Source organism: Micromonospora inyonensis, from assembly GCF_900091415.1.
Classification (GTDB): Bacteria; Actinomycetota; Actinomycetes; order Mycobacteriales; family Micromonosporaceae; genus Micromonospora; species Micromonospora inyonensis.
Map to the genome: position 1 here is coordinate 2,501,376 of NZ_FMHU01000002.1, position 26,826 is coordinate 2,528,201.

Genomic DNA, 26,826 nt, shown 5'->3' on the forward strand with positions numbered 1-26,826 from the left:
GACCCGGCCGCCGGCCCCACCTTTGTCGACCGGCTGCACCGGCCAATCCGACCCCGTCCCGCGAGGAGCCACCGCCCATGCTCAACCGCTGGTCCGCCGCCGACGCCCCGGACCGGTCCGACCCGGTCGCGCAGCTCGTGTACGCCTCCCAGCTGCTCGGTGCCGACACCGGTCTGGTGCTGCACGGCGGAGGCAACACCTCGGTCAAGACCACGGTCACCGACCTCACCGGGGAGCCGGTGGAGGTGCTCCACGTCAAGGGCAGTGGCTCCGACCTCGCCACCATGGACGCCTCCGGCTTCACCGCGCTGCGGCTGGCCCGGCTGCGGGCACTGCTGCGGCTGGAGCGGCTGCGCGACACCGAGATGATGAACGAGCTGCGCTGCGCGCGTCTCGACGCGACCGCCCCGGACCCGAGCGTCGAGTCGCTGCTGCACGCCCTGCTGCCGCACCCGGCGGTGCTGCACAGCCACGCCGACGCGGTGCTCGCCCTGACCAACCAGCCCGAGGGCCGCCGGCTCGTCGAGGAGGTCTACGGCGACAGCGTGGTCGTCGTCCCGTACGTGATGCCCGGTTTCGACCTCGCCCGGCTCTGCGCGGAACTCTTCCCGGCGCAGGTCCACCCCGGGACCGTCGGCATGGTCCTGCTCAACCACGGCCTGTTCACCTTCGGCGCGGACGCCGAGGAGGCGTACCACCGGCACATCGAGCTGGTCGGGCGGGCCGAGGAACGGCTGGCCCGCCGGACCGCCCCGCCCCGGGCCGTCGCGTCGGCCGGCTCTCCCCCGGTCGACCGGGTCCGGCTGGCCCGGCTGCGCCGGGAGATCTCCACGGTGGCGGGGACCCCGATGGTGCTCAGCCGGTACGACGACCCGACGGTCCGCGCGTTCCTCGCGCGTCCCGACCTGGCGAGGGTCGCCACCCGTGGCCCGGTCACCCCGGACCACGTGGTGCGGACCAAGCGGGTACCGCTGGTCGGCGCCGACGTGGCCGGGTACGCCGAGGAGTACCGCCGGTACGTCGACGAGCACCGGGAGCGGGCCCGTGCGGCGCTGACCGTGCTCGACCCCGCGCCCCGGGTGGTCCTCGACCCCGAGCTGGGGCTGCTCACCGCCGGCCGGCGGGCGGTCGACGCCCGGATGGCGCAGGACATCTACCGGCACACCGTCGACGTCATCTCCGCGGCCGAGGCGATCGGCGGCTACCAGGCGCTGCCGGCCGGCGACATCTTCGACGTCGAGTACTGGGAACTGGAGCAGGCGAAGCTGCGGCGCGGCGGCCCGGTGCCGGAGTTCGCCGGCGAGGTGGCGGTGGTGACCGGGGCCGCCTCGGGCATCGGCCGGGCCTGCGCCGAGGCGCTCCAGGCGCGCGGGGCGTGCGTGGTCGCCCTGGATCGCGACCCGTCGGTCACCGAGCCCGCTGGGGTGGCCCGCCTCGGTATCCAGGTCGACGTCACCGACCGGGCCGCGGTGGACGCCGCGCTCGACACCGCGGTGGAGCGCTTCGGCGGGGTGGACATCGTGGTCGCCGCCGCCGGGATCTTCCCGGCCAGCCAGGAGATCGCCGGGCTGGACCTCCAGGCGTGGCAGCGGACCATGGCGGTGAACACGGAGTCGGTCGCGTACCTCTTCTCCCGGACCCACCCACTGCTGGCGCTGGCGCCCCGGGGTGGCCGCGTCGTCGTGGTCGCCTCACGCAACGCCGTGGCCCCCGGGCCCGGCGCGGTCTCCTACTCCGCCTCCAAGGCGGCGGTGGTGCAGGTGGCCCGGGTGGCCGCGCTGGAGTGGGCGTCCGACGGCATCCGGGTGAACGTCGTGCACCCCGACGCGGTCTTCGACACCGGGCTGTGGACCCCGGAGGTGCTCGCCGCACGGGCGGCGCACTACGGGCTGACCGTGGAGCAGTACAAACGACGCAACCTGCTCGGTACGGAGATCACCAGCGCCCGGGTGGCCGACCTGACCGCCGCCCTGTGCGGCGAGACGTTCGCGGCCACCACCGGGGCGCAGATCCCCGTCGACGGTGGGAACGAGCGGGTGATCTGACGGCGGGTCACCGGAGTGGGCGGGACACCGCCCGCTCCGGATGGCGGTCACCGCCGCTCGATGACCTCCCGGTGGCCCGGCTCGGCCCTGCGGGTGGCCCGCAGGCTGGTCAGCGTGACGATCACCAGCACGCCGATGATCACGCCGAGCGAGGCGAGCGTCGGGATCTCCGGCGCCCCCGACCAGATGCCGTGCGCCCAGTGCAGGCCGAGCTTGACGCCGATGAAGGCGAGGATGACCGCCAGGCCGTAGCTGAGGTGCACCAGCCGGGCGAGCGCCGCGTGGAGCACGAAGTAGAGCGCCCGGAGCCCGAGCAGGGCGAAGGCGTTGGTGGCGAAGACCAGGTACGGGTCCTCGGTGATGCCGTACACCGCGGGCACCGAGTCGACGGCGAAGACCACGTCGGTGGCGAGGACGGCGACCACGACCAGGGCCATCGGGGTGAGCGCCCGCCGGCCGTTCTTCAGCCGGACGGTCAGGTGGGGGCCGTGGTACTCGTCGGTGACCGGCATGAACTTGCGGAGCAGTCGCACCGAGCGCATGGAGGCGATGTCGACCTCCTGCTCGTGGCCGGAGAGCGCGTCACGCAGCAGCTTGACCGCGGTGGCGAGCAGGATGATCGCGAAGAGCAGGAAGGCGAAGTCGAGGGTCTGCAGGGCCGCCGCGCCGAGGGCGATGAACACGCCACGCAGCACCAGCGCGCCCGCGATGCCGTAGAGCAGCACCCGCTGGGCCAGCGCCGACGGCACCGCGAAGGCGGCCAGCAGGAGCATGAAGACGAAGAGGTTGTCGACCGACAGCGACTTCTCGACCAGGTAACCGGTCAGGTACTCGACGCCCTGCTTCGAGCCGTACCGGGCCCAGACCCAGCCGCCGAAGGCCAGCGGCAGGGCGACGTAGAACGCCGACCAGCCCAGCGCCTCCTTCATCGTCACCTCGTGCGGACGACGGGTGACGATGAAGTCGAGCACCAGCAGGACGAGGACGCCGACGATGGTGACCGCCCAGAGGGTCGGCGTACCGACCGAGGACAGCCCGGCGGCGGACAGGTACGTGAAATCGCTCATGGAGCCTCCTCGAACACCATTCCATGTTCGAGGTCTCCTTCACCCACCGTTCGTGGGCAACCACCCGAGGCCGCTCCGGGCGGCCGTACTGACCGGAATGGTTCGTGGGAAGTACTCCCCTCGCCAGGCAAGGTTAGGTCAGCCTGCCGGCACCTGCCACACCAGCGACGGACGGCGTGTCGCGGCGCGCACGGCGTCGGTGACCAGGGTCACGCCCAGGTCGGCCATGCAGGCCGGACCGGTGGCGTCGAGCGGGCAGCGCGCCTCCCACCAGCAGGGCTGTTCGGTAATCGCGGTGGGCCGGCGGTGCGGGCACTGCGGCAGTCCCTGGAGGTCGAGGCCGCCCACCCCGTAGCGACGGGCGTCGGTGGGCCCGAAGAGCCCTACCGTCGTCGCGCCCGCCGCGGCGGCGAGTCGCACCGGCCCGGTGTCCGGGCCGACCACCACGCCGCCCCGGCGGGCCACGGCGGCGATCTGCCCGGCGAGGGTGGGCAGGTCGCCCGGAGGTAGTGGCACGCCGGGCGGGTCGTCGTCCGCGCCGACGGTCAGCACCGGGTGGCCGGCGGCGGCGAGGCGGCCGGCGAGGGCGCGCCAGGAGCCGTCCGGCCAGCGCTTCACCGCCATGCCGGCGGCGGTCACCAGCACCACCGGCGGGGCGGTCGCCCGCCGGGCCGCGGCCACCAGGCGGTCGACGTCCCCCTCCCCGGCGGCGCGCGCCGACGCGGGCAGGCGCACCCGGGGCCGGGCGGTCAGGTCCGCCCGGGTGAGCAGCCCCTCGGCGTGCAGCAGGCGCAGGTAGCGGGCACCGACCGGCTCGTCCGGCGGCGGTCGCCGCCACAGGTCGGTGACGCAGCGGGCGCCGGAGTCGAGCAGCAGGTCCGGGATGCCGTCGTAGCGGGTGGTGGTGACCGCGAGGTCCGGCCGCCGCGCGGCGAGCGCCTCGACCACCGCCGCCCGCTCCGCGCCGGGCCGCCCGTGCCGGGGGGTGCGGACCTCGGCCACCGCCGGGTCGACGCGGACCAGCTCGGCACCGGGCTCGTGGGTGAGCACCCGCAGCCGGGCGGTCGGGTGGCGCCGGGCCAGCCCGTGGATCGCCGGCAGCAACATGATCAGGTCACCGATCCCGCCGAGCAGGTCGACCACGAGGATCTCCGCGTACCGGTCAGCCATCGCGCCGCCCGAGCAGCCGCCGGTAGAGGTCGCGGTGGGCGGCGGCGACGCGTGGCCAGGCGTACCCGGCGGCGAGCGTCCGGCCCCGCTCGGCGAGCCGGCGACGCAGCACCGGGTCGGCCAGCACCCGCCCGACGGTGGCGGCCAACGCCGCGCTGTCCCGGCGCTCCGGGACCACCGCCACCGCGCCGCTGCGGTGCAGCTCGTCACCGCCGCCGTCAGGCGCGGTGACCACGGTCGGCCGTCCGTGGGCCAGCGCGGCGAGCAGCGCCCCGCTCTTGAGGGTCACGCCCGCGGTGAACGGCAGCACCACCACGTCGGCGGCGTGCAGGGCCGCCGAGGCGCGCTCCGGGGTCAGGTACCCGGTGAACGTGACCGCGTCGGCCACCCCGTGCCGGTGGGTCAGCGCGGTCAGCTCGTCCCGGAACGCACGGGCCTCCGCCTCCGGCAGTGCCTGGGAGGTGAACCCGCCGGCCACCAGCAGGCGCAGGTCCGGGTGGGCACGGCGGAGCGCGGGCAGGGCCCCGATCAGGTGGCGGATCCCCTTGACCGGGTGGACGAAGCCGAAGAAGACCAGCAGCGGCGCGCCGCCGGGCAGACCGATCTCCGCCCGCAGCCGCCGGCCGGCGGTGGTCGCGCCGGCGTGGTCGGCCACGTTCGGGGCCAACGGGACGTGCGCGGTCGCCACCCCGGTACGGGCCCGCACCACCCCGGCATGCCCGTCGTTGGTGACGATCACCGCCGCGCTGGCCGGCACCAGCCGGCCGGTCTCCCGGTCCCAGAGCCGGGCGCGTTCCAGCAACGACCAGAGGGGTCCGGGCAGCCAGCCGGGCACCGCCCAGCCGCCGTACTCGTGCACCGTGGTGACCAGGGGGAGGCTTCGGGGAAGCCGCAGCGGCAGCAGACCGGGCATCCCGGAGAACCGGTACGCCGAGGGGGCGAACTGGACGTGCACCAGGTCGGCACCGAGGTGGCGGACCCGCTCGGCGGCCCGGGCGGTGCCGGTGAGCCAGCGCAGGGGCGAGCGCCCGTCGGCGGGGCGGACCGGGACGGGGACGACCGTCACCCCGGCGTCGTCCAGCGCGCGGACCAGGTGCGCGACGTAGTCGCTGACCCCGTCGCGCTCCACCGGCGCCGGGCCGTGCGGCATCGCCACCCGGATCCGGTCGCTGCCGGCCACCACGTCGCCTCCCCGTCGCCCGATGTCGCCCCCGCGGCCCGCCGAGTCCAGGGCCGCTCCCCCGGACGGTGCGTCGCCGGGGCGGGGTGTCTTCCCGGGGCGGTGGCGCGAAAACCCGCCGCCGGGTGCTCCGAGGTGGTTGCAGGGGACCCCTCCTACCGCTTTTTGGCGAGGAGGGGTCCCCTGCAACCAACCAACCCGACCCAGCCAGCAACCGGCCGAGGAAGCAGAAGAAGCATGGAGGCGACCGAGTCGGACGCGAGCGGTAGCCGCGGACGCGCCCGCCCCCTACCGGGGACGGTGGTGACCTATCGTGTGCCGGTGACCGACGAGACTGCGCCCGCCGGCCCGCTCGCCGGGCTGCGGGTGGTGGAGCTGGCCGGCATCGGCCCCGGACCGTTCGCCGCGATGATGCTCGCCGACCTCGGCGCGGACGTGGTCCGGGTGGACCGGCCGACCGAGGTCGACCCCGCCGCCTTCGGCACCCCGCACCCGGATCTGCTGAACCGGGGGCGCCGCTCGGTGGCGGTGGACCTGAAGTCCCCCGCCGGGCGCGAGGTGGTGCTGGCGCTGGTCCGGGACGCGGACACGCTGATCGAGGGTTTCCGGCCCGGGGTGACCGAACGCCTCGGCGTCGGCCCGGCCGACTGTCTGGCGGTCAACCCCCGGCTGGTGTACGGGCGGATGACCGGGTGGGGGCAGGACGGCCCGAACGCACCGCTCGCCGGGCACGACCTCGGCTACCTGGCGCTGACCGGCGCGCTGCACGGAATCGGCCGGGCCGGGGAACGTCCGGTGCCGCCGCTGAACCTCCTCGGCGACTTCGGCGGGGGCGGGATGATGCTGGCGCTGGGCATCCTCTCCGCGCTCCACGCCGTCCGGTCCGGCGCCCGGGGTCAGGTGGTGGACGCCGCCATCGTCGACGGCGTGGCGGTGCTGAGCACGCAGATCCACGGGCTGCGCCGGATGGGAATGTGGCAGGACCCGCGCGGGGTGAACCTGCTCGACGGTGGGGCACCCTTCTACGACACGTACGAGTGTGCCGACGGCCGGTACGTCGCGGTGGGTGCGCTCGAACCGCGCTTCTACGACGAGCTGGTCCGGCGCACCGGTTTCCCGCTGCCGCCGGACGAGCCGCTGGACCGTGACGACCCGGCGAACTGGCCGGACCTGCGGCGGGCCTGGGCCCGCCTGTTCCGGACCCGCACCCGGGACGAGTGGACCGCGCTCGCCGGCGACTCCGACGCCTGCCTCGCCCCGGTGCTCGACTGGGCCGAGGCGCCGGCGCACCCGCACATGGCCGCCCGGGAGACCTTCGTGCGGCACGCCGGGGTGGAGCAGCCGGCGCCCGCGCCGCGTTTCTCCGGCACCCCGACCGCGCTGCGTCGCCCGCCGCCCCACCCCGGGGAGCACACCGACGAGATCCTCGCCGAGCTGGGCTACCCGCCCGACCGGATCGACGCGCTGCGCGCCGACGCCGCCGTCGCCTGAGGTTGCCGGGCCGGTCGCGGGGCGGGTGTCGCCGTCGTGGCTGCGGCCGAACGGGACGCGGGGCGGGCGGTGGCGTCGCGGTGGGTGGGCGTCGTGGTGGCCGGTCAGGCGCGGCGGAGGGCCGCGCCGGTGGTGGTGGCCGCCTCGACGAGGTCCCGGTAGTCGCGGGGAAGCTGGGCCGTCACGTCGTCGAACTCGCCACCGGAGATCGCCTCGCGCAGGGTGGCGAAGACCGCCCGGATGCCGGTCCGGGTGGCCACCGGGTCCGCGTCGGCGCGCTGGCCGGCCCGGGCCACGAACTCGGCCGCGCCGAACCGTTGCGCGTGCTCGGTGCTCGGGGTCTTCCTCAGCAGCAGCTGCAACGGCTTGGGCAGCTGCGCGGCGAGGTCGAGGGCTTCTCCCCCGGTCAGGCGTTCGGCCAGGGTCTCCAGCGTGGCGCGGGTCAGCTCGACCGCGCGGGTGGAGGGCACCCCGGCCCGCTGGGCGACCTGGTCGACGAAGGTGTCGTAGTTCATGCGGCACTCCCCTCGGGTGGACCCACCGGGCGTACCCGGCGCCGGGCCCGGGAAACGGCGGTGGCCGGTGGCGCGTCGCCGCCCGCCGGATCTCCGGGTCGTCGCCGCCGGATCTCCGCGTCCCGGCCGCCGGTTTTTCCGGTACGGACGAGTGACCGCCGGGTGGACGGGTATCCGCGGCCGGTCGTGGACCGACGAGAGGCGGCGGAGGATTCCTGCCATGGTGAGTGACACCGAGGTGCTGCGGTACCTGTCGAGCCTGGACTACCCGGCGGGCAAGGACGACGTGGTACGCCAGGCTGAACGGGAGGGCGCGCCCCCGGAGGTGCTGCGGGCGCTGCGGGCGCTCCCGCCGGTGGACTACGCCAACGGCAACGAGGTCGCCCGCTCCGCCGGTACGGAGGCCGCGCCGGAACTCGACGCCGCCCAGCGGGCCGCCCAGGCCCGCGAACCGCACACCCGCGTCGCGCAGCACCTGCGCCGGATCTGAGCGCCGGGGCGGGCGGCACCGGGGACGGCGGGCGGCGCACCGGTGTGGCAGTTGACGGCACGTCATCCGGACCGGCCGACGCCGGCCTCGGTGCAGCTCACCGTGATGGGGCTGATCGGGGTCTGTACCGGGATCCTGTTCGGGGTGCTCGTCTCGGCACGTCTCGCCCCACTCTTCGGCTGGGACGTGGCCGCACTGACGTACCTGGTCCTGGCCTGGCGTGCCCTCTGGCCGATGAACGCGGAACGGACCGCCCGGCTCGCCATCCACGAGGACCCGAACCGGGCGGTCCGCGACGTCCTGCTGCTGACCGCCTGCGTGGCGAGCCTGGTGGCGGTGGGAGTCATCATGAGCACCGCCCGGGACGTGCGGACCGGGCTGCCCCGGGACCTCTACAGCGCGCTCGGCATGGCGAGCGTGCTGCTGTCCTGGCTGGTGGTGCACACCGTCTTCACCACCCGGTACGCCCGGGTCTACTACACCGGTCCGGACGGCGGGATCGATTTCCATCAGGACTTAGCGCCCTGTTACGTGGACTTCGCGTACGTGGCGTTCACCGTCGGGGCCACCTTCCAGATCTCGGACACCGACCTGTGCAGCCACGAGATGCGCCGGACCGTGCTCTGGCACATGCTGGTGTCGTACCTGTTCGGGGCGATCATCATCGCCGCGACTGTGAACCTGGTCGCCGGCTTCGCCCGCTGACCGCACCGGACGGTGGGACGGGTGCCGCCCCCGGGCCCGGCCCGGCCGGCGACGGGCGGTCCACCTCTCGGGCGGAAAGCCGGGTGGACAGGCGGGCGCCCGGGCCACGAACCGCGACCCGGGCGCCACACGAAAACACCACCGGCGGTCTCCGCCACCCGTGTCGGGGTGGCACCACCAGGCGGCCGGCATCCGCCCGAACCGGGCGGCCAGCTCTGCCACGACCAGCGTACGGCGCCAAGTCCCCCGAAAGGCTAGTTATCGGGAAACTGTGGGACAGGGCACGGTCAGCGGACCAGCTCGGCGTACCGTTTCTCCAGGTCGATCCGGGCGAGCGCCCCGACCAGCCAGGCTAGCCGCTCCGACTCGCCACTACCGGCGAGTCCGGCCAGCTCACCGGCGGACCGCCCCAGGCCGAGGCGGCGGGCGGCGGCGAGGGCCCGGCGGTCGGCGACCGGGGCGACCTCCCGCCAGAGCACCTGGGCCTCGCGCAGGAAGAGCTCCACCACCGGGGCGTCCACGCCGGGCAACCCGGCCAGCAGGTCCCGCTCGCGGGCGGGGTCGCGGTGGGCGAGGGCCCGGAGCCGCCGCAGGTCGCCCCGGTAGCGCTCGACGACGGCGAGGGCGAGATCACCGAGGGTGTCGGCGAGCCCTTCCGGGTCCGTTCGGAACCCGCTGTCGCGCAGCAGCCGGGTGCGGTGTTCGTGCCGGGACCGGGACATCCGGCCGGCACTGTCCCAGCCGGCGTCCCGGAACGCATCGGTGGCGGCCAGGGCACGCCGGAAGTCGCCCGGCCGGGCGAGCAGCACCGAGAGCACCAACACCTGGAACAGGCTGCCCGGGTTGTTGGTGACCCGGAAGCCGTACTCCTCGGCGAAGCCCCGGCCTCCGGCCGCCAGCCGGCGGACCAGCCGTTTCTTCTCCTCGATGGTCGAGGTCGCAGTCGTCGCCATGACCGCGACTACCCGCGCCCGGGCACGCCACGCCTGCCCGCCGAGGGCGTCGCTCAGTCGCGGAGCCGCCCGTGCCGGTCGCGGGCCCTGAGCCGGACCGTGGGCATCGTCGGCACGGGCAGCGGCGGGTCGGGGTCGTCCACCACGACGCCGAACCGGCGCCCGGCCGCCCAGTCCTCGGACGCCGCCACGATCTCCTCGTGCGAACGGCCGACGAAGTTCCACCACATCACCAGCGGATCCTCGAACGGCGCTCCGCCGAGCAGCAGCAGTCGGGCGTCCCGTGCGCTCTCGACGGTCAGGGTCCTGCGTCCGGGTGGCACGTAGAGCAACGCACCGGGTGCCAGCCGAAGCCCGTCCACCTCGGCGGAGCCGGACATGACCAGCAGGCCGTGCTCGAAGTCGTGGCGCAGCGGCACCCGGACCGGTGCCGACCCCCGGGGTTCCAGCTGCGCGCCGAGCAGCGGGGTGTGCACGACCGCCGGGGACCGGACGCCGGCCAGCTCCCCGACGAGCAGGGTCACGTCGAGGTCCCCGTCGCGCCATTGGGGCAGATCCGGGTGGTGGTGGAAGTCGGGCGCGCCGGAACGCGCCCCGTCGGGCAGCGCGACCCAGAGCTGGACGCCGTGCATCGTCCCCGGCCGCCGGGGCGGGGACTTCTCCGAGTGGGCGATGCCGTGACCGGAGGTCATCACGTTGAGGTGACCCGGGCGGATCGCCTGGACGTTGCCGAGGCTGTCCCGGTGGAGGATCTCCCCCTCCACCAGCCAGGTGACCGTCTGCAGCCCGGTGTGCGGGTGGGGTGGCACCTGCATGCCCGGCCGCTCGCCGACGTCGTCCGGCCCGAAGTGGTCGACGAAGCACCATGCCCCGACCATCCGCCGGGCGCGTTGCGGCAGCAACCGGCGGACGGTGGTGTACCGGCCCAGCGGTACGTCGTGTCCGGGCAGCAGCACGCTCTCCGGGTCGGCGGGCGCGACCCCCGGGGGGCGGGTCTGCGCCGGCATGGCCTGCTCCATCCCACCGACCATACGTCACCGGCCGGGGCCCGCCTGCCCGCCGGTGTGGAGGTGGGGCTGCGCGGCCGGTCCTGGTCGGGCAGGGGTCCGATCCGCATGGTCGAGATCAGCACCGGCGAGCGTGACAACTGGCGGCCGGCGACCCTCGACCCGCACGACGAGGGTTGCGCCTGGCGGCGGTGGACGGCCGTGTGGCGTCCGCCGGGTCCGGGCCGGTGGACGCTGCGCGCCCGGGCGACCGACGTCACCGGGGCCGCCCAGCCGGAACAGGCCGCACCGAACGCCCTGGGCTTTTTGTTCGACGGCATCGTCCGGCATCCGGTGACCGTCGCCTGAGCCGGCCCGCACGCGCCACCTCTGATCGGGAGAAGACGTGTGTGGGCCGGCACCCCGGGTTCGGGGTGCCGGCCCGTCAGCATGTGGGTCAGCTGGTCCAGTGTTCGGCGACGAGGTCGGCGGCCTGGGTCTCCCACTGGGCGTAGTGGTCGGGGTACGCCGACACCTGCACGGTCTGGGCGGCCTTCGTCAGGGGCATGTCCCGCCACCCGTCGACCTGCTTCAGACCGGTGAGGAACGCGGTGGTGGCGTACTCCGGGTCGGTGATCTGCTCGACCGTGCCCCACCCGCTCGACGGGCGCTGCTGGAACAGGCCCTGCGAGTCGTGGTCGTTGCGGTCACCCAGATGACCCAGGTTCTCCAACTTCGACTCCTGCAGGCTGGTGGCGATCGCCACCACGGCAGCCCGCTCGTCCATGCCGGCCTTCTTCGTCGCCGCGATGATCGCCTTCACGTTGCCGGTCTGCTCCGCGTCCAGGGGAATCCGGGACTGCTCACCCCGCACACCGTGCGGCATCAACCTGCTGGTGTCCGGCTTGTCGCCCTGCACCGCCACCGGAGTGGCGGCCCGCGCCGGGGACTCCACCGCCACCGCGGCGACCGGACCGGCGACCACACCGGCGGCGAACGCCACACCGGCCACACCCAGCACACCCTTACGCAGCATCGACAGATTCATCGTGTTCGTGTTCATGGGGGAACTCCCATCAGGAGGTCGACACCCCGGCACCCAGGGGAAAACAACACAGTGCCAGGGGGCACGAGCACCGACCCGGCACCCGCACACCAGAACAGAAAAGGGGAAAGACTCACCACCGGCGGAAAGCTCAACCACCGCCCGTCCACGCCGGTGAACCATGTACAACGACCCGCCACCCGCCGGCATTCCGGGGGCCGGGCCCGCACACCAGCCCCACCAGCAGCGGAGCGGCTCCTCGGCCGTCGACCCGGTACAACCACCCGCCCACCCCCACCATTCCCCGGGCGGGGGGTGGCCCCGACCCGGTCATCCGGGACGATCGAGCCGACCGGTGACGCCCCGTCGCCGGTACGGTGGTCGGGTGCTGTGGAACGGGTGGATGGCGTGATCGTCGAGGCGATCCGGCGCTATCCGGTCAAGTCGATGCTCGGTGAGGAACTACCCCGGGTCGACGTCACCCCCGCCGGGGTCGAGGGCGACCGTCGGCTGGCCCTGCTGGACCGTACGACCGGCCGGGTGGTCAGTGCGAAACACCCGCGACGGTGGCGGGCCGTGCTGACCCTCCGGGCCACGGGCGGTCCTCCCGGCCCGGTCCGGATCAGCCTGCCGGACGGACGGGACGTCGGGGACGACGTGGACGCCGTCCTCACCGAACTGCTCGGCGCGCCGGTCTCGCTGACCGCGACCGTGCCGCCCGGGGCGACCCTGGACCGGGCCCGCCCGGACGAGGTCCTGGCAGCCGGCGTGACGGCACCGGTGACGGTCGACGAGACGCCGCTCGGCGACGGAGGCGACGCGAAGACCTTCGTGGACTTCGCCCCGCTCCACCTGGTCACCACCGCCACCCTGGACCGAATCACCGAGGCCGCCGGCACGGGGCGACCGGTCGACGCCCTCCGGTACCGACCAAACCTGGTGCTCCGGACCAGCGACGTCCCCGGTTTCGCCGAGAACGGCTGGGTCGGCCGGGAACTGCGCGTGGGACCGGAACTGGTGCTCCGGGTGGTGGCACCGACACCGCGCTGCGCGGTGCCGACCCTGGCCCACGGCGACCTGCCGGCCGAGCCGGACGCGCTCCGGGTGCCGGCCCGGCTGAACCGGGTCGCCCCGGTGCCGCACCTCGGGCCGCTGCCCTGCGTCGGCGCGTACGCCCAGGTCGTCCGCCCCGGCCCGGTCGAGGTCGGCGACCGGGTCCGGCTCGCCTGACCAGCGGAGCCGGGGAGTCAGTCGTCGTTCGCGTCCCCGTCCTCGTCGTCGTCCGTGCGGGCGTCGACACGCGCGGCCGGGAACCGCTCCAGCATGGTCAGCAACCGGGCGGTCGTGACGCCGTCGATCTGCTGTCGCTGGGCCGCCTCGCCGAGGTGTTCCCGCAGTTCCCGGAGCCGCTTGGCCCGGTCCTTCGGCTTGCCCGACTCCAGTTCGTCCACCTTGTCGCGCAACCGGTCGGCGGTGCGCGCCTCGATGGCGCCCCGCGCCTCCGCCTCGTCGACCACGGCCGTGAACTGGTCTTTCAGTTCCCGCAGGGTCTTCGGCTGGGAGCGCGGGGCGGTGGGGGTGGTACGTGGGGGCCCGGTGGAGGCCGGTGCACCGGTCGCCGGGTCGGCCTGCCCGACGGTGGCGCCACGGTCCACGGTGTACGGGCTGGGCCGGTCGTCGCCGAGGGCGAACACCCCGACCAGTCCGACGAGCAGCGCGACTCCGGTCGCGACCAGGACACCGAGCAACCGGCGGGACGGCATCGTCCCCGGCGGCCGGGGCGCCACCCGGGTCGGCTCGGTGCCGGAGGACCAGCCGGGCCGGGGCGGCGGGCCGGCGGGGGCCCGGTCGACGAGGGTGGGCGGACTCGCGACGAGGGTGGGGGGCGACGCGACGGGTGTGGGCGGGACGGACGACAGCGTGGGCAGGATCGTGGTGGGCGGGTGCGGCGGCCGGCCCGCGCCCAGCCGGTCGGCTACGGCGGCGGCCCCGGGCCGGCGGGCGGGCGCGGCAGCCAGGCAGGACATCACCAGGCGGTCGACGTCGGCGGGCAGTTCGGGGATGCCCAGCGGCGGCGCGGGGGTGCCCCGACCGTGCACCGCCAGAGCGTCCTCCCAGGTCCGCACGGGCAGCGGCGCGCGGCCGGTGAGCGTCCGGTAGAGCAGCGCGCCGAGCGCGTAGACGTCGCTGGCCGGGTCGGGCGGGCCAGCGGCGAGCCGCTCGGGGGCGATGTAGGCGGGAGTTCCCATCAGGGGTTCTCCCCCGCCGCGACCGGCAAGCGGATGGTGCGGCCCGGCCAGCGCGGCGATGCCGAAGTCGAGCACCTTCGCCCCGGTGTCGGTGAGCATGACGTTGCCGGGTTTGATGTCGCGGTGCACCACTCCGATCCGGTGTGCGGCGGCGAGGGCGGCCGCGACCTGCCCGCCGAGGCGGACGGCGTCGGGCCAGGCGAGCGGCCCACGGGTCAGCCGGTCGGCGAGGTTCTCCCCCTCGACGAGTTCCATCACCAGGTACGGCACCACGACGCCACCGGCGAGGGTCGCCTCGCCGTAGTCGTACACCTGGGTCACGTGGGGGTGGGTCAGCCGGGCCGCCGCGCGGGCCTCGCGCCCGATGGTCGCGCGTAGCTCCGGGTCGGCGGCGAGTTGTCCGGCGAGGGCCTTGACCGCCACCGGGCGGTGCAGCACCTCGTCGTCGGCGCGCCAGACCTCGGACATCCCACCGAGGCCGATGCGCTCGCGCAGGACGAACCGGTCGTGCAGCCGGAGGCCGGGCGTGAACGGCGGCGACATGGTGCTCCAGTCTGCCCTCCCCGGGCCGGCGGCACCACCCGCTCCCCGCCGGCTGGTGCGGGCGGCCGGTGGCTGACGTCCGGGGGTGGACGGTCGAAAAAGGGACCTCGGGACCGGCGACCGGGCGGCGGTCGCGGCGGTGCGGTCAGGGCTTGCGGCCGACCGCGGCGTACATGCTGACCTCGGCGGCGGTGGGACGGGGCCGCGGCTCGTGCTCGGCCCGCCACTCGGCCACCGACGAGATGCCCGGCTCGATCAGCTCGAGGCCGGTGAAGAAGCGGGCGAACTCCGCCCGGCTGCGCAGGACCACCAGGCCGTGCGGGTCGCCGTCGTGCCGCGCGCCCACCGGGCGGGGTGGGAGTGGCAGATGGTCGCCGGTGGCGTGCGAGGCGACGAGGTGACTGCCGGCGGGTAGTTCGTCCAGCAGCCGCGCGACCGCGCCGTACGGGTCCTCGTCGTCCGTCACGAAGTGCAGAACCGCCACCAGCATCAGGGCGACCGGTCGGGTCAGGTCCAGGGTGCGGCGCAGGTCGGGGTGGCCGAGGATGCGCTCCGGCTCGCGCAGGTCGGCGTCGAGGTAGGCGGTCGCCCCCTCGGCGGTGCTGGTGAGCAGGGCGCGGGCGTGCGCCAGCACGATCGGGTCGTTGTCGACGTAGACCACCCGGCACTGCGGGGCGATCGACTGGGCGACCTCGTGCGTGTTGTCCGCGGTGGGGATGCCGGTGCCGATGTCCAGGAACTGCCGGACGCCGGTTTCCCGGGCCAGATGGGCCACCGCCCGCTGGAGGAAGCGACGGTTCTCCCGGGCGCTGGTGCGGACGGTGGGGAACTGGACCTCGTAGCTGCGGATCAGGGCCGCCGCGGCCTCCAGCCCGAGGTACGACTGGAACCAGCCGGGCAGGACGTCGCCGTAGCGGTGCCACCAACCGGGGCTGTTGGCGTCGCGGGCCAGTTTGAGCAGCGCGTCCCGCTCCCCCGGCTCGGTGACACCGTAGAGGGTGAGCAGGTCGGCGACATCCCGATCCTTGAAGCCGACCCGGCCCAGCTCCATGCGGCTGATCTTGGATTCGGAGGCACGGATCTCCCAGGCCGCGTTCTCGCGGGTGACCCCGCTGCTCTCCCGCAACCGACGGAGCTGCGCGCCGAGCAGCATGCGCAGCACCGTCGGCCCACTGGCCGGTCCCCCCTCGGCTGGACCCGTCGTCACGTGGTGACCTCCGCCTGCCCGCTCTTCCCGCCGGACGCCCCCGACCGGCTGACGTGTAAGCATGCCATGAACCCAGAGTCAGGCGTAGTCAGGCGGACGGCCCGCCGGTCCCGCTGCCGGGACACGCTCAGGTGATCAGATGGTCGAAGTCCCCGTCCCGGGCGCCGAGCACGAAGGCGGCGATCTCGTCGACCGTGTAGATCAGTGCCGGCCCCTCCGGATGGCGCGAGTTGCGCATCGCGATCCCGGCCCCGCCCGGCAATTCGGCCAACTCGACGCAGTTGCCGCTGGGGTTGCTCCGGCGGCTCTTCTGCCACTTCAGCGGAGGCAGGTCACGGGTGGGAACGCCGTTCTGTGGCTGCTGCATGGGGCGTCTCTCGTTCGGTTGGCCGCCCGCCACCGCGTGCAACGGGACGACGACGAAGGGTGCGCGAAATATCGACTCGTGGGCAGATGCACGTGCATCTGCTATTGCATCTGCATTGGACAGCGAGCATGATATCGCACGTGAGCGGTACCCAACCGTTCACTTTCAGTTACTCGGACCTGGGGTGCGACCAGGGGAAACGGGCCTGACACAGGGTCGTGTCGGGCCGCTGCACGGCGCACCGCGACGCGATGACGGGGGGACGTCGGTGCCAGATCCGTTCACCATCGTGTCCGGCATCTGCGCCGCCGGAGCCGTCGCCGCCGGCCTTCAGCTCCGGCAGCGGGCGGTCCGTGCCGAGGCGCGGATCGAGACGCTCCAGGCGGAACTCACCGCGGAGCGACACGCCGCCAGTCACGACCCGCTGACCGGGCTGCCGAACCGTCGGGCGTTCTACCGCCTCGCCGCCAGCCTGCTCACCGACGCCGCCGGCAGACCGCTGGCCGCCGTCGTCCTCGACCTGGACGACTTCAAGCAGGTCAACGACCGGTACGGCCACGCCGCGGGCGACCAGGTGCTGGTCAGCGTCGCAGAGCGGTTCGCGGCCTTCGCCGGGGACAACCTGGTGGCCCGCCTCGGCGGTGACGAGTTCGCCGGGCTGCTGGCCAGCCCCACCGTGGACCGGCGGTGGATGGAACACGCCGCCCACCGGCTCAGCGACGCACTCGCCGCACCCATCCAGCACGGCACGGTCAGCCTCCGGGTCACCGCCTCGGTCGGGCTGGCACCGGTACGCGGTCCGGCCCAGCTCGCCGACGCGCTCTGCCGCGCCGACGCGGCGATGTACCGGGCCAAGAGCCTCGGGGCGGCCCGCCAACTGCTCGACACCCACCCCGTCGACACCCACCACTTCGGGCCCCACCAGGACGACCCGCTGACGGTCCACCGCTGACCCGTCGACCGTCCACTGCTGAGGAACGGACGAACCCCGCACGCCGCTCGCGTGTCGGGGGTTCGTCGCCACCGGCGCCTAGACGGCGACCGGCACCCGGTCCTCCTCCTGCTGCTCCGCCGCGCGGGCGGCCCGCTCGGCCCGGCGGCGCTGGCGCTCCTGCGCGCCGATCAGGTCGTCCGGCAGCGAGTCCTCGACCTCCAGGTCGAAACGGCGCAGTAGCCGGATCGCGAAGCCACCGAGCGTCACCAGGACCAGCGCGGCCCCGAAGACGACGTACGCGAAGCCGATCCCCCGGCCCTCGCCGGTGCCGATCACCGCGCCCACCGACCCGGCCAGCGCCCCGCCCGGGGCGAGCATCGGCTCGAACCAGGCGGTCGCGCCCGGAGCGAGGAGGGCGAAGCCGATCGGCAGGGTCGACCAGGTGATGGTCTGGTTCAGGCTGAACACCCGACCGTGGTACCGCTGCGGAACCTTCACCTGCACGATGGTGGCGTAGATGCTCTGCGCGGTGGTCATCGACATGGCCAGCCAGAACGCCCCGGCGGCGATCACCGCCACGGAGGCGTCCAGCCCGACGATCACACAGCCCACGGCGGTGCCGAGGTTGCCGACCAGCACGCCGATGATCCGGCGGTGCCGGGGCCCGCCCCAGAGCGACATGAGCACGCCGCCGGCGACCGCGCCGAGTGCCTCCGCCAGCGCCACCTGGGCGACCTCGGTGGCGGTGGCGAACGAGAGCACCAGCGGCGTGGTCAGCACCAGCGCCGGGGCCAGGAAGACGTTGCCCAGCGCGAAGTACCCGAGCATCAACCGGAAGCCCCGGTGGTTCCACGAGTAGCGCAGGCCGTTGACGATCGCCACCAGCAGCCGCTCCCGGGGGCGCCAGCCGAGCAGGTCCGGGAAGCGCACCACGGCCAGGGTCGCCACTGCCAGCACGTAGCTGGCCACGTCGATCAGGAGGATGCCCTTCAGCTCGATCGCGGCGAGCAGGCCGGCGGCGAAGACCGGCATCAGCAGCATCGCGAAGCCGTTGGAGAGCTGGGCGATGCCCATCGCGTGCCCCAGGTAGCGCTTCGGCACCAGTTGCGGCACGGACGACTGGTACGCGATCCGCTGGAACGACCCGGCCACCTGGCTCAGCGCCACCAGCAGGTAGATGTGCCAGAGGACGAGGTCCTCGGTCCAGAGCAGGGTGGCCAGGACGACCTGCACCGTACCCGCCGCCGAACTGGCGATCATCATGATCCGGCGCCGGCTGATCCGGTCGGTGACCGCGCCGGCAACCGGCAGCATCAGCACGCCGCAGATCAGTGCGAGGGCCCACAGCAGGCCGAGGTTGGCCACCGACCCGGTCTCGGTGAACAGCCAGATCGGCAGGGCGAACGCGGTCAGCGCGCTGCCGGTGGTGGAGATGAGCTGCCCGACGGTCACCGCGAGGAACCGGGCCATGCTCGGGCGGACCACGTCCTTCGCCGGGCGGTCGTCCACCCCGATCCGCTGCCGGTCGCGCAGCGTCCAGGCGGCGTCCTCGCCCTTGGCCGCGGGTTCCAGGGCGCGGGTGTCCCCGGTGGCCATCGCCCGGTGCGTGGTGGTGACCACCTCGGCCAGCTCGTCGGCCCGGTACTTGAGGAAGAAGTGGCCGGCCTGGTCCAGCACGACCAGCCCGAGGGTGTCGCTGAGGAACTGCCACTCGGCGTACCGCTCGGTGTAGTAGTCGGTCACCGGGTCCTCGGAGCCGACCACCGAGATGATCGGCGCGCGCAGCTTCGTCGCCCGCCGGTCGAGCAACCCGGTGAAGTACTCCTCCGAGGCGCGCGAGTCGGCCCGCATGTTGCTAAGGATCCGGTCCGCCTGCTCCGGCTCCAGCTCGTCGGTGTCCACCCCCATCGACTTGAGCCAGCTCGCGTAGTGCCGGTTGCTGCGCAGCTTCTCCAGCCGGGTCCGCAGCCGGGCGATCGGGCCCTTCGGGCGGGCGAACGGGAACATCGCCCCGATGTAGAGGGCCTCCAGCTCCCGACCGGCCGCCTCGACCTTGCGGGCCACGTCGGCGGCGATCGCGCTGCCGACGCCGCAGTGCCCGTAGAGGGCGATCGGTCCCTCGACCCGCTCCAGGATCTCGTCGGCGACCCGGGTGGTCAGCTCGTCGAAGGGCAGCGCTTCCTCGTCCAGCCCGACGTCGTGGCCGGGGATGGCCAGCGACCAGAGTGCGTGTCCGGCCGGCAGGGCGTCGGCGAGCGGCTGGTAGACGATGGCGCTGCCACCGCCGTACGGGACGCAGACGTAGGTCAGCGTGCGCTGGGCGGCCGGGATCGGCTTGGTCAGCTCGTAGAGGAGCCGCCGCGGGCCGTCGGACTCCGCGCCGCCGGTCATGAAGCCGGCCAGGTCCCGGATGGTGCGCTTCTGGAAGAGGTCCATCACGCCGACCGGACGGGTGTCCAGGTCCGCCTTGCGGATCTTCGCGACCACCTGGGTGGCGAGCATGGAGTGCCCGCCCAGGTCGAAGAAGTCGTCGTCGATGCCGAGCGTGGGGACGCCGAGCACCTCCGACCAGATGCCGGCGAGCAGGCGTTCGGTGTCGTCACGCGGCTCGACCAGAGCCACCGACGCCTCCCGACTGACCACCGGGGCGGGCAGCGCCTTCCGGTCCAGCTTGCCGTTGGGGCTCAGCGGGAAGGCGTCCAGGGTGACGAAGGCGTTCGGCACCATGTACTCGGGCAGGCTCTCCTTGAGTGCCGCCTTCAGCGCCGCCGCCTCCGCCGTGCCGACCAGGTACGCGGTGAGCCGCTTGTCGCCCGGGGTGTCCTCGCGGACGACCACCGCCGCCTCGGTCACCTCCGGCTGCTCGCGCAGCGCGCTCTCGATCTCGCCGAGTTCGATCCGCAGGCCGCGCAGCTTCACCTGGTGGTCGATCCGGCCGAGGAACTCGATCACCCCGGTCCCGTCCGGTTGGGGCCGCCACCGGGCCAGGTCACCGGTGCGGTAGAGCCGGGCACCCGGCTCGCCCGAGAACGGATCCGGCACGAACCGTTCGGCGGTCAGCGCCGGCCGGCGGTGGTAGCCGCGGGCCAGGCCGACCCCGCCGATGTGCAGCTCACCGGCCACCCCGACCGGGCACTCGTTTCCGGCCGGGTCGAGCACGTGCAGCCGCAGGTTGGCGATCGGGGCCCCGATCGGCACGCTGGTCAGCCCGACCAGCGCGGCCGGCTCGCAGGGCCAGGCGCTGACGTCGATCGCGGCCTCGGTCGGGCCGTACAGGTTGTGCAGGCCGCACCAGGGCAGCCGGGCGGTGAACTCCACCGCCGAGGCCAGCGGCAGCTCCTCGCCCGAGCAGATCACCCGGCGCAGCGCGGTGGCCGCCTCGACGCCCTCCTCGGCGAGGAAGACGGTCAGCATCGACGGGACGAAGTGGGCGGTGGTGATCCGCTCACCGATCAGCAGGTCCCGCAGGTAGCCGGCGTCCTTCTGCCCGCCGGGCTTCGCCAGCACCAGTCGCGCGCCGGTCTGCAACGGCCAGAAGAACTCCCAGACCGACACGTCGAAGCTGGCCGGGGTCTTCTGGAGCACCGCGTCGTCACCGCCGAGGCGGTACGTCCGCTGCATCCAGTCCAGCCGGTTGACGATGCCCCGGTGGGTGTTCGGCACTCCCTTCGGGCGGCCGGTGGAGCCGGAGGTGTAGATGACGTACGCCAGGTTGCCGCACGCGGCGGTCGGGGCCGGGTCGTCAGCGGGCTGGTCGGCCCAGAGCGCGGCGTCGTCGAGGGCGAGGACGGTGGCGGCGGTGGCCGGCAGCACGTCGCGCAGGTGTTCCTGGACCAGCACCACCGGGGCTGCCGCGTCGGTGACCATGAAGGCCAGCCGGTCGGCCGGGTACTCCGGGTCGAGGGGGAGGTACGCCCCGCCGGCCTTGAGTACGCCGAGCAGCCCGGCGACCAGCTCGAAGGAGCGTTCCGCGCAGACCCCGACCAGGGTCTCCGGGCCGACGCCGGCCGTCCGCAGTCGGTGGGCGATCCGGTTGGCCGCCGCGTTCAATTCCGCGTACGACCAGGTACGCCCCTCGAAGGTCACCGCCGGGGCGGTGGGGGTGCGGGCCACCTGCTCCTCGACCAGCCCGTGCAGGGTGGCCGTGGCGGGGAAGTCGGCGGCGGTGTCGTTCCAGCCGGCCAGCAGGGCCCGCTCGTCCGGGGCGGCCAGCTCCAGCGCGGAGACCCGGGTGTCGGGGGCGGCCACGACCGACCGGAGCAGGCCGGTGAACCGCTCGGCCATCCGCTCGACGGTGGCCCGGGTGAACAGGTCGGTGTTGAAGACCAGCTTCCCCCAGAGCCCGGAGTCGACCTCCACCACGTGCAGCTCGAAGTCGAACCGGGTGGCGCGCAGCTCCATCGGCTGCCACTCGAAGGTGACCTCGGCGTCGTCGGCGGTGGACCGGAAGCGGCCCATCTCGTAGTTCTGGAGGACGAACATCGACTGGAACACCGGGGAGCGGCTGACGTCCCGGGGCAGGCCCATCTCCTGCACGACCCGGGCGAACGGCACCTCGGCGTGCTCGAAGCCGTCGAGCACGCCGCGCCGGGTGCGCTCCAGCAGCTCGGTGAAGGTGGGGTCGCCGGCCAGTTCGGCGCGCAGCGGCAGCATGTTGATGAACATGCCGACCACGTCCTCCAGCTCCGGCGCGGACCGACCGGCCACGGAGGCGCCGACGGCGAAATCCTCCTGGCCGGCGTGCCGGGACAGGAAGACCTGGTACGCGGCGAGCAGCGTCATGAACAGGGTGCCGCCCGCGTCCCGGGTCAGCGCGTTCAGCGCGTCGGTGACCGCCCGGTCGACGGTGAACTCCACGAAGTCGCCGTGGTAGGTCTGGGTGGCCGGACGGGGCAGGTCCAGCGGCAGCTCCAGCGGGGTGATCCCGGCCAGCCGCTGCTTCCAGTAGTCGAGGTGCGTCCTCGCCTGGGGACCGTCGAGCTGGGCGGCCTCCCAGACGGCGAAGTCGCCGTACTGGACGGGCAGGGCGGGCAGCTCGCCACCCCGGTAGAGGGTGATCAGGTCGCGCAGCAGCACGTCGACCGACCAACCGTCGCCGACGATGTGGTGCTTGCCGAGGAAGAGCACGTGGTCGTCGTCGGCCAGCCGGATCAGCGTGGCCCGCAGCAGCGGCCCGTCCGCCAGGTCGAACGGCTCGGTGGCGGCCCGGTCGACCAGTTCCTGCGCGGCGGTCTCGTCGGGGGCGTCCACGATGGTCAACGGCACCTCGACATGCTCGGCGACGACCACGGTCGGACGGCCGTCGGCGTCGGCCGGGAAGCGGGTGCGCAGCGACTCGTGGCGGTCGGTCAACGCGGCCAGCGCGGTCCGCAGGGTGGGCAAATCGAGCGGACCGCGCACCCGCAGCGGCACCGCGATGTGGTAGGCCGCCTCGCCCGGGGCGAGCTGGTCCATGAACCAGACCCGCTCCTGGGCGTAGGAGAGCGGCACCGTCGCCTCCGGCGGCCGGGGGGTGATCCCGGCCGCCGGGGTGGCACGACGCCGACGGAGCCGGGACGCGATCAGCGCCTGGCGGGCGGCTTCCCGGGTCGCGGCATCCTTCAGGTCTGTCATCAGGGTGTTCCCTTTTCCGCCGCGAGCAGCGCGGCGACCTCGGCTTCGGAGAGTTCGTCGACCTCGGCGGCGATCAGCGCCTCGATCTGGGTGGCCAGGTCGGCGACCACCGGGGCACCGAACAGGGCCCGCATGGGCAGGTCCACGTCGACCTCGGCGCGGATCCGGGACATCGCCCGCATGCCGCGCAGCGAGTTGCCGCCGAGGGCGAAGAAGTCGTCGTACGCGCCGACCTTCTCCACCCCGAGGATGTCGGCGAAGACCTCGGCGACCAGCGCCTCGGCGTCGGTGCGCGGGGCCACGTAGGACCCGACGGCCTCGGTGGCGGCCGGAGCGGGCAGTGCGGCGCGGTCCACCTTGCCGTTCGGGGTCAGCGGCAGTGCGTCGAGACGGACGAACGCGGCCGGCACCAGGTGGGCGGGGAGCTGCCGGGCCGCCTCGGCGGAGACCTCGGCCTCGTCGGCGGTGCCGACCAGGTACGCCACCAGGGTCGGCTCGCCCGAGTCGGTACGCACGGCGACCACGGCCTCCCGGACGCCGGCGTGGGCGAGCAGGGTCGACTCGATCTCACCCAGCTCGATCCGCATACCCCGCACCTTGACCTGGTGGTCGCGGCGGCCCAGGTACTCCAGCGTCCCGTCGGCCCGCCAGCGGGCCAGGTCCCCGGTGTGGTACATCCGCTCCCCCGGCGCCCCGAAGGGGCAGGGCAGGAAGCGCTCGGCGGTCAGGCCCGGCCGGCACAGGTAGCCCCGGGCGAGCTGGACCCCGGCGACGTACAGCTCGCCGGCCACCCCTGGTGGCACCGGGTTGAGGTGCGCGTCGAGCAGGTAGGCGCGCATGTTCCAGGTGGGTCGGCCGATCGGCACCGGCCCGGCCGGCACCGCCTCACCGGGGGCGATCCGGGCCGCCACGCAGCCCACGGTCGCCTCGGTCGGACCGTACTCGTTGATCACCGCGACGCCCTCGTGCGTGGCCCGCCAGGCGGCGAGCTGTTCCCCGGTGAGCGCCTCGCCGCCGATGACCAGGTCACCGGTGGGCGACAGGTCGGCGTCGAGCAGCGGCAGGTGGCTCGGGGTGACCTTGAGGAAGGCCGGCGGCCCCCCGGCGCGGGCGGCGGCCTCGTCGATCCCGGCCAGCCGCACCGTGCCACCCGCGGTGAGCGGACCGAGCAGGCCGGTGACGGTCAGGTCGAAGGAGACCGGCGAGTGCAGCAGCGCGGTGCCGGCCAGCCCCGGATAGGTGTCCCGGGCCCAGGCCAGGTACGCGTGCACCGCCCGGTGCTCGACCACCACCCCCTTCGGACGGCCGGTGGAGCCGGAGGTGTAGAGCACGTACGCCGGGTGGGCGGGCAGCAGCGGGGCGGTCCGCTCGGCGTCGGTGAGGTCGGCGTCGTTGCCCCCGACCTCACCGTCGAGCACCAGCGCGCCGGGGGGCACCAGCGCGGCGGTCTCCGGGGTGGCCAGCACCAGGACCGGTTCGGCGTCGCCGAGCAGGTAGGCGATCCGCCCGGCCGGGTAGCCGGTGTCCACCGGCAGGTACGCCGCACCGGACTTGAGCACGGCGAGGATCGCCACCAGCAGCTCCGCCGAGCGGGGCAGCGCCAGCGCGACCAGCGCGCCCGGCCCGACGCCCCGGGACACCAGCATCCGGGCGAGCCGGTTGGCCCGGCCGTTCAGTTCGGCGTACGTCAGCGACCGCCCGTCGGCGACCAGGGCGGTCGCGGTCGGGGTGGCCGCCACCTGCCGTTCGACCTCGGCGACCAGGGTGGACGGCGGCACCTGACGGGCGGTGTCGTTCCACCCGTGCAGGACGAGGTCCCGCTCGGTGGCGTCGAGCAGCGGCAGCGCCGAGACCCGGGTGCCGGGCTCGGCCACGGCGGCGTCGAGCAGCCGGACGTACCGGGCGACCACGGCCTCGGCGGTGGCCCGGTCGAACAGCGCGGTCCGGTAGAGCAGCCGGCTGGTCGTGGCGGTGATGTCGAAGGCCAGGTCGTCCTTTGTGGTGCCCAGGGCGACCGGGTCCAGACCGGAGTCCGGGATGAAGTTGAACGCGGTCTGGAAGACCGGCTGCACCGACGGGTCCCGCTGCGGGGCGACCGCCTCGACGATCCGCTGGAACGGCGTCCGGCCGTGTTCCATCGCGTCGACCAGCCCGTCCCGGGTACGCGTGACCAGGTCGGCGAAGGTCGGGTCGCCGGCCAGGTCGCAGCGCAGCGCCACCGGGTTGACGAACATGCCGATCAGCGGGGCCAGTTCCGGGTTGTCCCGACCCGCCGTGGAGACCCCGACGACCAGGTCCTCGTCGCCGGAGATCCGGTGCAGCAGCGCGGTGAAGGCGGCCAGCAGCACCATGAACGGGGTGGCCGTCGACCCGGTGGCCAGCCGGCCGACCCGGTCGAGCAGCCCGTCGGGAAGGGTGAAGTGCACCTCGTCCCCGGCGTAGCCCAGCTCGGCGGGGCGGGGCCGGTCCAGCGGCAGGGTGGTCGCCGCCGGGGCACCGGCCAGGTGCTTTCGCCAGAAGCCCAGCTGCCGGTCCAGCTCCGCGCCGGTGAGCTGCTCGCGCTGCCAGACCGCGAAATCGGCGTACTGGATCGGCAGCTCGGGCAGCGCGGCGGGGACGCCGGTCAGCGCGGCCGTGCCCAGCGCGGTCAGTTCCCCGGCGAGGACCACCGCGGAGCGGGCGTCGAAGACCGCGTGGTGCACCACGAACTGGAGGACGACCCGGGTGTCGGTCATGCGGACCAGACGGGCCCGCCACAGCGGCGCGGCGTCCACCGGGATCGGGGTCCGGGCCAGTTCGGCGAGGAGGTCGTCGAAGCGGGGCCGCCGCTGCGCCTCGGGCAGGTCGCGCAGGTCGACCACCTCCAGCTCGACCGGTTCGACCGCCCGGACCACCTGGCTCAGCGTGCCGTCGTCGGCATGCAGGCGGGTCCGCAGCGACTCGTGCCGGGCGATGATCTCACCCACGATCCGGTTCGCCTGCGCGACGGTCACACCCTCCGGGAACGACCACAGGTTGGAGACGTTGTAGACCGGAGAGCCGGCGTCGAGCTGGTTGGCGATCCAGATCCGCTCCTGCGCGTACGACGCCGGGAAGGTCCACTCCTTCACGTCGTTCATGACGCCGTGGCCTCCCGGACGGAACGGGGCCGCATGTCCGTCCACACGGTGCCGATGTGGGCCAGGCACTCCTCCCGGGTGCCGGCGAAGCCGGCGTCCTGCCAGCCGGCGGGGAACTCCCGGTCGGCTGCCCAGATCGAGTACTGCTCCTCGTCGTTGCGCACGACCAGGAATCGGGGGTCGGACATCACTTCTCTCCAGGGGTGTGCGGTTCGGCCATGGCGACAGCGATCTTGCGGGGGCCGGTGAACGGCTCACGGCCGTGCGCGGCGGTCATGTTGTCCACCACCAGCACGTCGTCGCGCTGGTAGTCGAAACGGACGCTGGCGGCACGATACGCGTCCCGCAGGTGGTCCATGACATCGGTGGGGATCTCCGCCCCGTCGCCGTAGTACGTGTTCGACGGCAGCCCCTCCGGGCCGAAGAGTTCCAGCAGCCCCTCCTGGAGGTCCTTGGCCAGCGTGCTGACGTGGAAGAACGTGGCGTGGTTGAACCAGCGCGGGGTGTCCGAACCGGGCCGGTGGTGCACCACGTCCCGCACCGACCGGGTCCGCAGCCCGTCGGCGCCGATCCACTCCAGTTCGATCCGGTTCGCCGACGCGTACGCCTCGACCTCGGCCCGGTCGTCGGTGTTGAACACGTGCTGCCACGGGGTGCCGAAGTCGGCGTGGAAGTTCCGGACGAGCATCCAGCGCCGCCGGACGAACTCCTCGCGCACCGCCGGGTCGATGTTCTCGTAGACCCGGCGCACGTCGGCCAGGGGCGTCGCGCCGAGGGTCTCCGGCGCGGTGATGCAGTAGAAGAACAGCGTCAACGGCCAGCGCGCCTGGTACGAGTTCTCGTTGTGCAGGAAGATCTCCTCGTCGGCCGGGTAATCGGTGGACGTGTAGACCTTCCCCTTGATGGCGTGCCGGGGCGAGGAGCGTTCGGCGTAGGTCAGCGGTTCACCGGCCAGGGCCCGGACCACCCGGTCGAAGCCGTCCACCCCGCCGACGTCGAAGCCGCGGAACAGCAGCCCGCCGTGCTCGACCAGGGTCGCCCGCAGTTCCGCCCGGCGTCGGTCGATCAGGTCGGTGAGCGCGGTGCCGTCGTTCTCGACGACCACCGGCAACGTGGCGATCGTGTCGCTCATCTGCTCAGGTCTCCT

The 26,826-nt window shown here is 73.9% G+C and carries 21 protein-coding genes; 7 read left to right on the forward strand and 14 right to left on the reverse strand.

The window, feature by feature from the left end; genetic code table 11:
* The first annotated feature begins 77 nt into the window (after nt 1–77).
* Nucleotides 78–2,045, forward strand: coding sequence for a bifunctional aldolase/short-chain dehydrogenase (locus GA0074694_RS25560; protein ID WP_091462567.1), 1,968 nt, complete (start codon nt 78–80; stop codon nt 2,043–2,045).
* A gap of 47 nt (nt 2,046–2,092) precedes the next feature.
* Here GA0074694_RS25560 and GA0074694_RS25565 read toward each other — a convergent pair whose 3' ends face one another.
* The 3 genes from GA0074694_RS25565 to GA0074694_RS25575 all read right to left on the reverse strand — a co-directional run bounded on the left by GA0074694_RS25565 (nt 2,093) and on the right by GA0074694_RS25575 (nt 5,465).
* Complete coding sequence (locus tag GA0074694_RS25565) at nt 2,093–3,112, reverse strand: TerC/Alx family metal homeostasis membrane protein (RefSeq protein ID WP_091462568.1); 1,020 nt, start codon at nt 3,110–3,112, stop codon at nt 2,093–2,095.
* 138 nt (nt 3,113–3,250) lie between these two features.
* Nucleotides 3,251–4,282, reverse strand: a complete 1,032-nt coding sequence (locus tag GA0074694_RS25570; protein WP_091462569.1) for a glycosyltransferase family 9 protein — start codon at nt 4,280–4,282, stop codon at nt 3,251–3,253.
* Entirely contained in the window at nt 4,275–5,465 is a 1,191-nt protein-coding gene (locus tag GA0074694_RS25575; RefSeq protein WP_091462570.1) for a glycosyltransferase family 4 protein, read from the reverse strand. The genes GA0074694_RS25570 and GA0074694_RS25575 overlap by 8 nt, the downstream gene beginning before the upstream one ends.
* A 318-nt stretch (nt 5,466–5,783) precedes the next feature.
* On the opposite strand from GA0074694_RS25575, the gene GA0074694_RS25580 reads away from it, so the two are divergent.
* A complete protein-coding gene (locus GA0074694_RS25580; protein WP_091463998.1) occupies nt 5,784–6,953 on the forward strand; it encodes a CaiB/BaiF CoA transferase family protein in 1,170 nt (389 codons plus the stop codon).
* A gap of 104 nt (nt 6,954–7,057) precedes the next feature.
* Here GA0074694_RS25580 and GA0074694_RS25585 read toward each other — a convergent pair whose 3' ends face one another.
* A complete protein-coding gene (locus tag GA0074694_RS25585) occupies nt 7,058–7,468 on the reverse strand; it encodes a DUF2267 domain-containing protein (protein WP_091462571.1) in 411 nt (136 codons plus the stop codon).
* A 220-nt stretch (nt 7,469–7,688) separates the two neighbouring features.
* Between GA0074694_RS25585 and GA0074694_RS25590 the strand changes: the two genes are divergently transcribed.
* Nucleotides 7,689–7,958, forward strand: coding sequence for a DUF2795 domain-containing protein (locus GA0074694_RS25590; RefSeq protein WP_091462572.1), 270 nt, complete (start codon nt 7,689–7,691; stop codon nt 7,956–7,958).
* Nucleotides 7,959–8,009: 51 nt separating this feature from the next.
* Nucleotides 8,010–8,663 carry a DUF1345 domain-containing protein gene (locus GA0074694_RS25595; protein WP_141714276.1) on the forward strand — a complete coding sequence of 218 codons (654 nt, stop codon included), beginning with the start codon at nt 8,010–8,012 and terminating at the stop codon, nt 8,661–8,663.
* A gap of 287 nt (nt 8,664–8,950) precedes the next feature.
* On the opposite strand, the gene GA0074694_RS25600 is transcribed toward GA0074694_RS25595, so the two are convergent.
* Nucleotides 8,951–9,616 carry a hypothetical protein gene (locus tag GA0074694_RS25600; protein WP_091462574.1) on the reverse strand — a complete coding sequence of 222 codons (666 nt, stop codon included), beginning with the start codon at nt 9,614–9,616 and terminating at the stop codon, nt 8,951–8,953.
* A gap of 53 nt (nt 9,617–9,669) precedes the next feature.
* Nucleotides 9,670–10,635, reverse strand: a complete 966-nt coding sequence (locus tag GA0074694_RS25605; protein WP_091464002.1) for a pirin family protein — start codon at nt 10,633–10,635, stop codon at nt 9,670–9,672.
* A 96-nt stretch (nt 10,636–10,731) separates the two neighbouring features.
* Between GA0074694_RS25605 and GA0074694_RS25610 the strand changes: the two genes are divergently transcribed.
* Nucleotides 10,732–10,971, forward strand: coding sequence for a molybdopterin-binding protein (locus GA0074694_RS25610; protein ID WP_141714277.1), 240 nt, complete (start codon nt 10,732–10,734; stop codon nt 10,969–10,971).
* Nucleotides 10,972–11,059: 88 nt separating this feature from the next.
* Here the strand turns inward: GA0074694_RS25610 and GA0074694_RS25615 are convergent, their stop codons facing one another.
* A complete protein-coding gene (locus GA0074694_RS25615; RefSeq protein WP_091463700.1) occupies nt 11,060–11,650 on the reverse strand; it encodes a hypothetical protein in 591 nt (196 codons plus the stop codon).
* A gap of 387 nt (nt 11,651–12,037) precedes the next feature.
* Between GA0074694_RS25615 and GA0074694_RS25620 the strand changes: the two genes are divergently transcribed.
* Entirely contained in the window at nt 12,038–12,877 is an 840-nt protein-coding gene (locus GA0074694_RS25620) for an MOSC domain-containing protein (RefSeq protein ID WP_245714907.1), read from the forward strand.
* Between the two features lie 17 nt (nt 12,878–12,894).
* Here the strand turns inward: GA0074694_RS25620 and GA0074694_RS25625 are convergent, their stop codons facing one another.
* The 3 genes from GA0074694_RS25625 to GA0074694_RS25635 form a co-directional block, all read right to left on the reverse strand.
* Nucleotides 12,895–14,439, reverse strand: coding sequence for a protein kinase domain-containing protein (locus GA0074694_RS25625; RefSeq protein WP_091462576.1), 1,545 nt, complete (start codon nt 14,437–14,439; stop codon nt 12,895–12,897).
* Nucleotides 14,440–14,584: 145 nt separating this feature from the next.
* Nucleotides 14,585–15,646 carry an SAM-dependent methyltransferase gene (locus tag GA0074694_RS25630; protein ID WP_091462577.1) on the reverse strand — a complete coding sequence of 354 codons (1,062 nt, stop codon included), beginning with the start codon at nt 15,644–15,646 and terminating at the stop codon, nt 14,585–14,587.
* Between the two features lie 127 nt (nt 15,647–15,773).
* Complete coding sequence (locus GA0074694_RS25635; protein ID WP_091462578.1) at nt 15,774–16,013, reverse strand: DUF397 domain-containing protein; 240 nt, start codon at nt 16,011–16,013, stop codon at nt 15,774–15,776.
* 268 nt (nt 16,014–16,281) lie between these two features.
* Here GA0074694_RS25635 and GA0074694_RS25640 point away from each other — a divergent pair, with 268 nt between their 5' ends.
* Nucleotides 16,282–16,965 (forward strand): GGDEF domain-containing protein, encoded by a 684-nt coding sequence (locus GA0074694_RS25640; protein WP_091462579.1) that lies wholly within the window; start codon nt 16,282–16,284, stop codon nt 16,963–16,965.
* Nucleotides 16,966–17,043: 78 nt separating this feature from the next.
* Here GA0074694_RS25640 and GA0074694_RS25645 read toward each other — a convergent pair whose 3' ends face one another.
* The 4 genes from GA0074694_RS25645 to GA0074694_RS25660 are packed head-to-tail and all read right to left on the reverse strand — an operon-like array spanning nt 17,044 to nt 26,811.
* Nucleotides 17,044–22,560, reverse strand: a complete 5,517-nt coding sequence (locus tag GA0074694_RS25645; protein WP_091462580.1) for a non-ribosomal peptide synthetase/MFS transporter — start codon at nt 22,558–22,560, stop codon at nt 17,044–17,046.
* Entirely contained in the window at nt 22,560–25,679 is a 3,120-nt protein-coding gene (locus GA0074694_RS25650) for a non-ribosomal peptide synthetase (RefSeq protein ID WP_091462581.1), read from the reverse strand. The genes GA0074694_RS25645 and GA0074694_RS25650 overlap by 1 nt, the downstream gene beginning before the upstream one ends.
* Entirely contained in the window at nt 25,676–25,867 is a 192-nt protein-coding gene (locus tag GA0074694_RS25655) for an MbtH family protein (protein ID WP_091462582.1), read from the reverse strand. The genes GA0074694_RS25650 and GA0074694_RS25655 overlap by 4 nt, the downstream gene beginning before the upstream one ends.
* Entirely contained in the window at nt 25,867–26,811 is a 945-nt protein-coding gene (locus GA0074694_RS25660; protein WP_091462583.1) for a TauD/TfdA family dioxygenase, read from the reverse strand. The genes GA0074694_RS25655 and GA0074694_RS25660 overlap by 1 nt, the downstream gene beginning before the upstream one ends.
* Between the last annotated feature and the right edge of the window lie 15 nt (nt 26,812–26,826).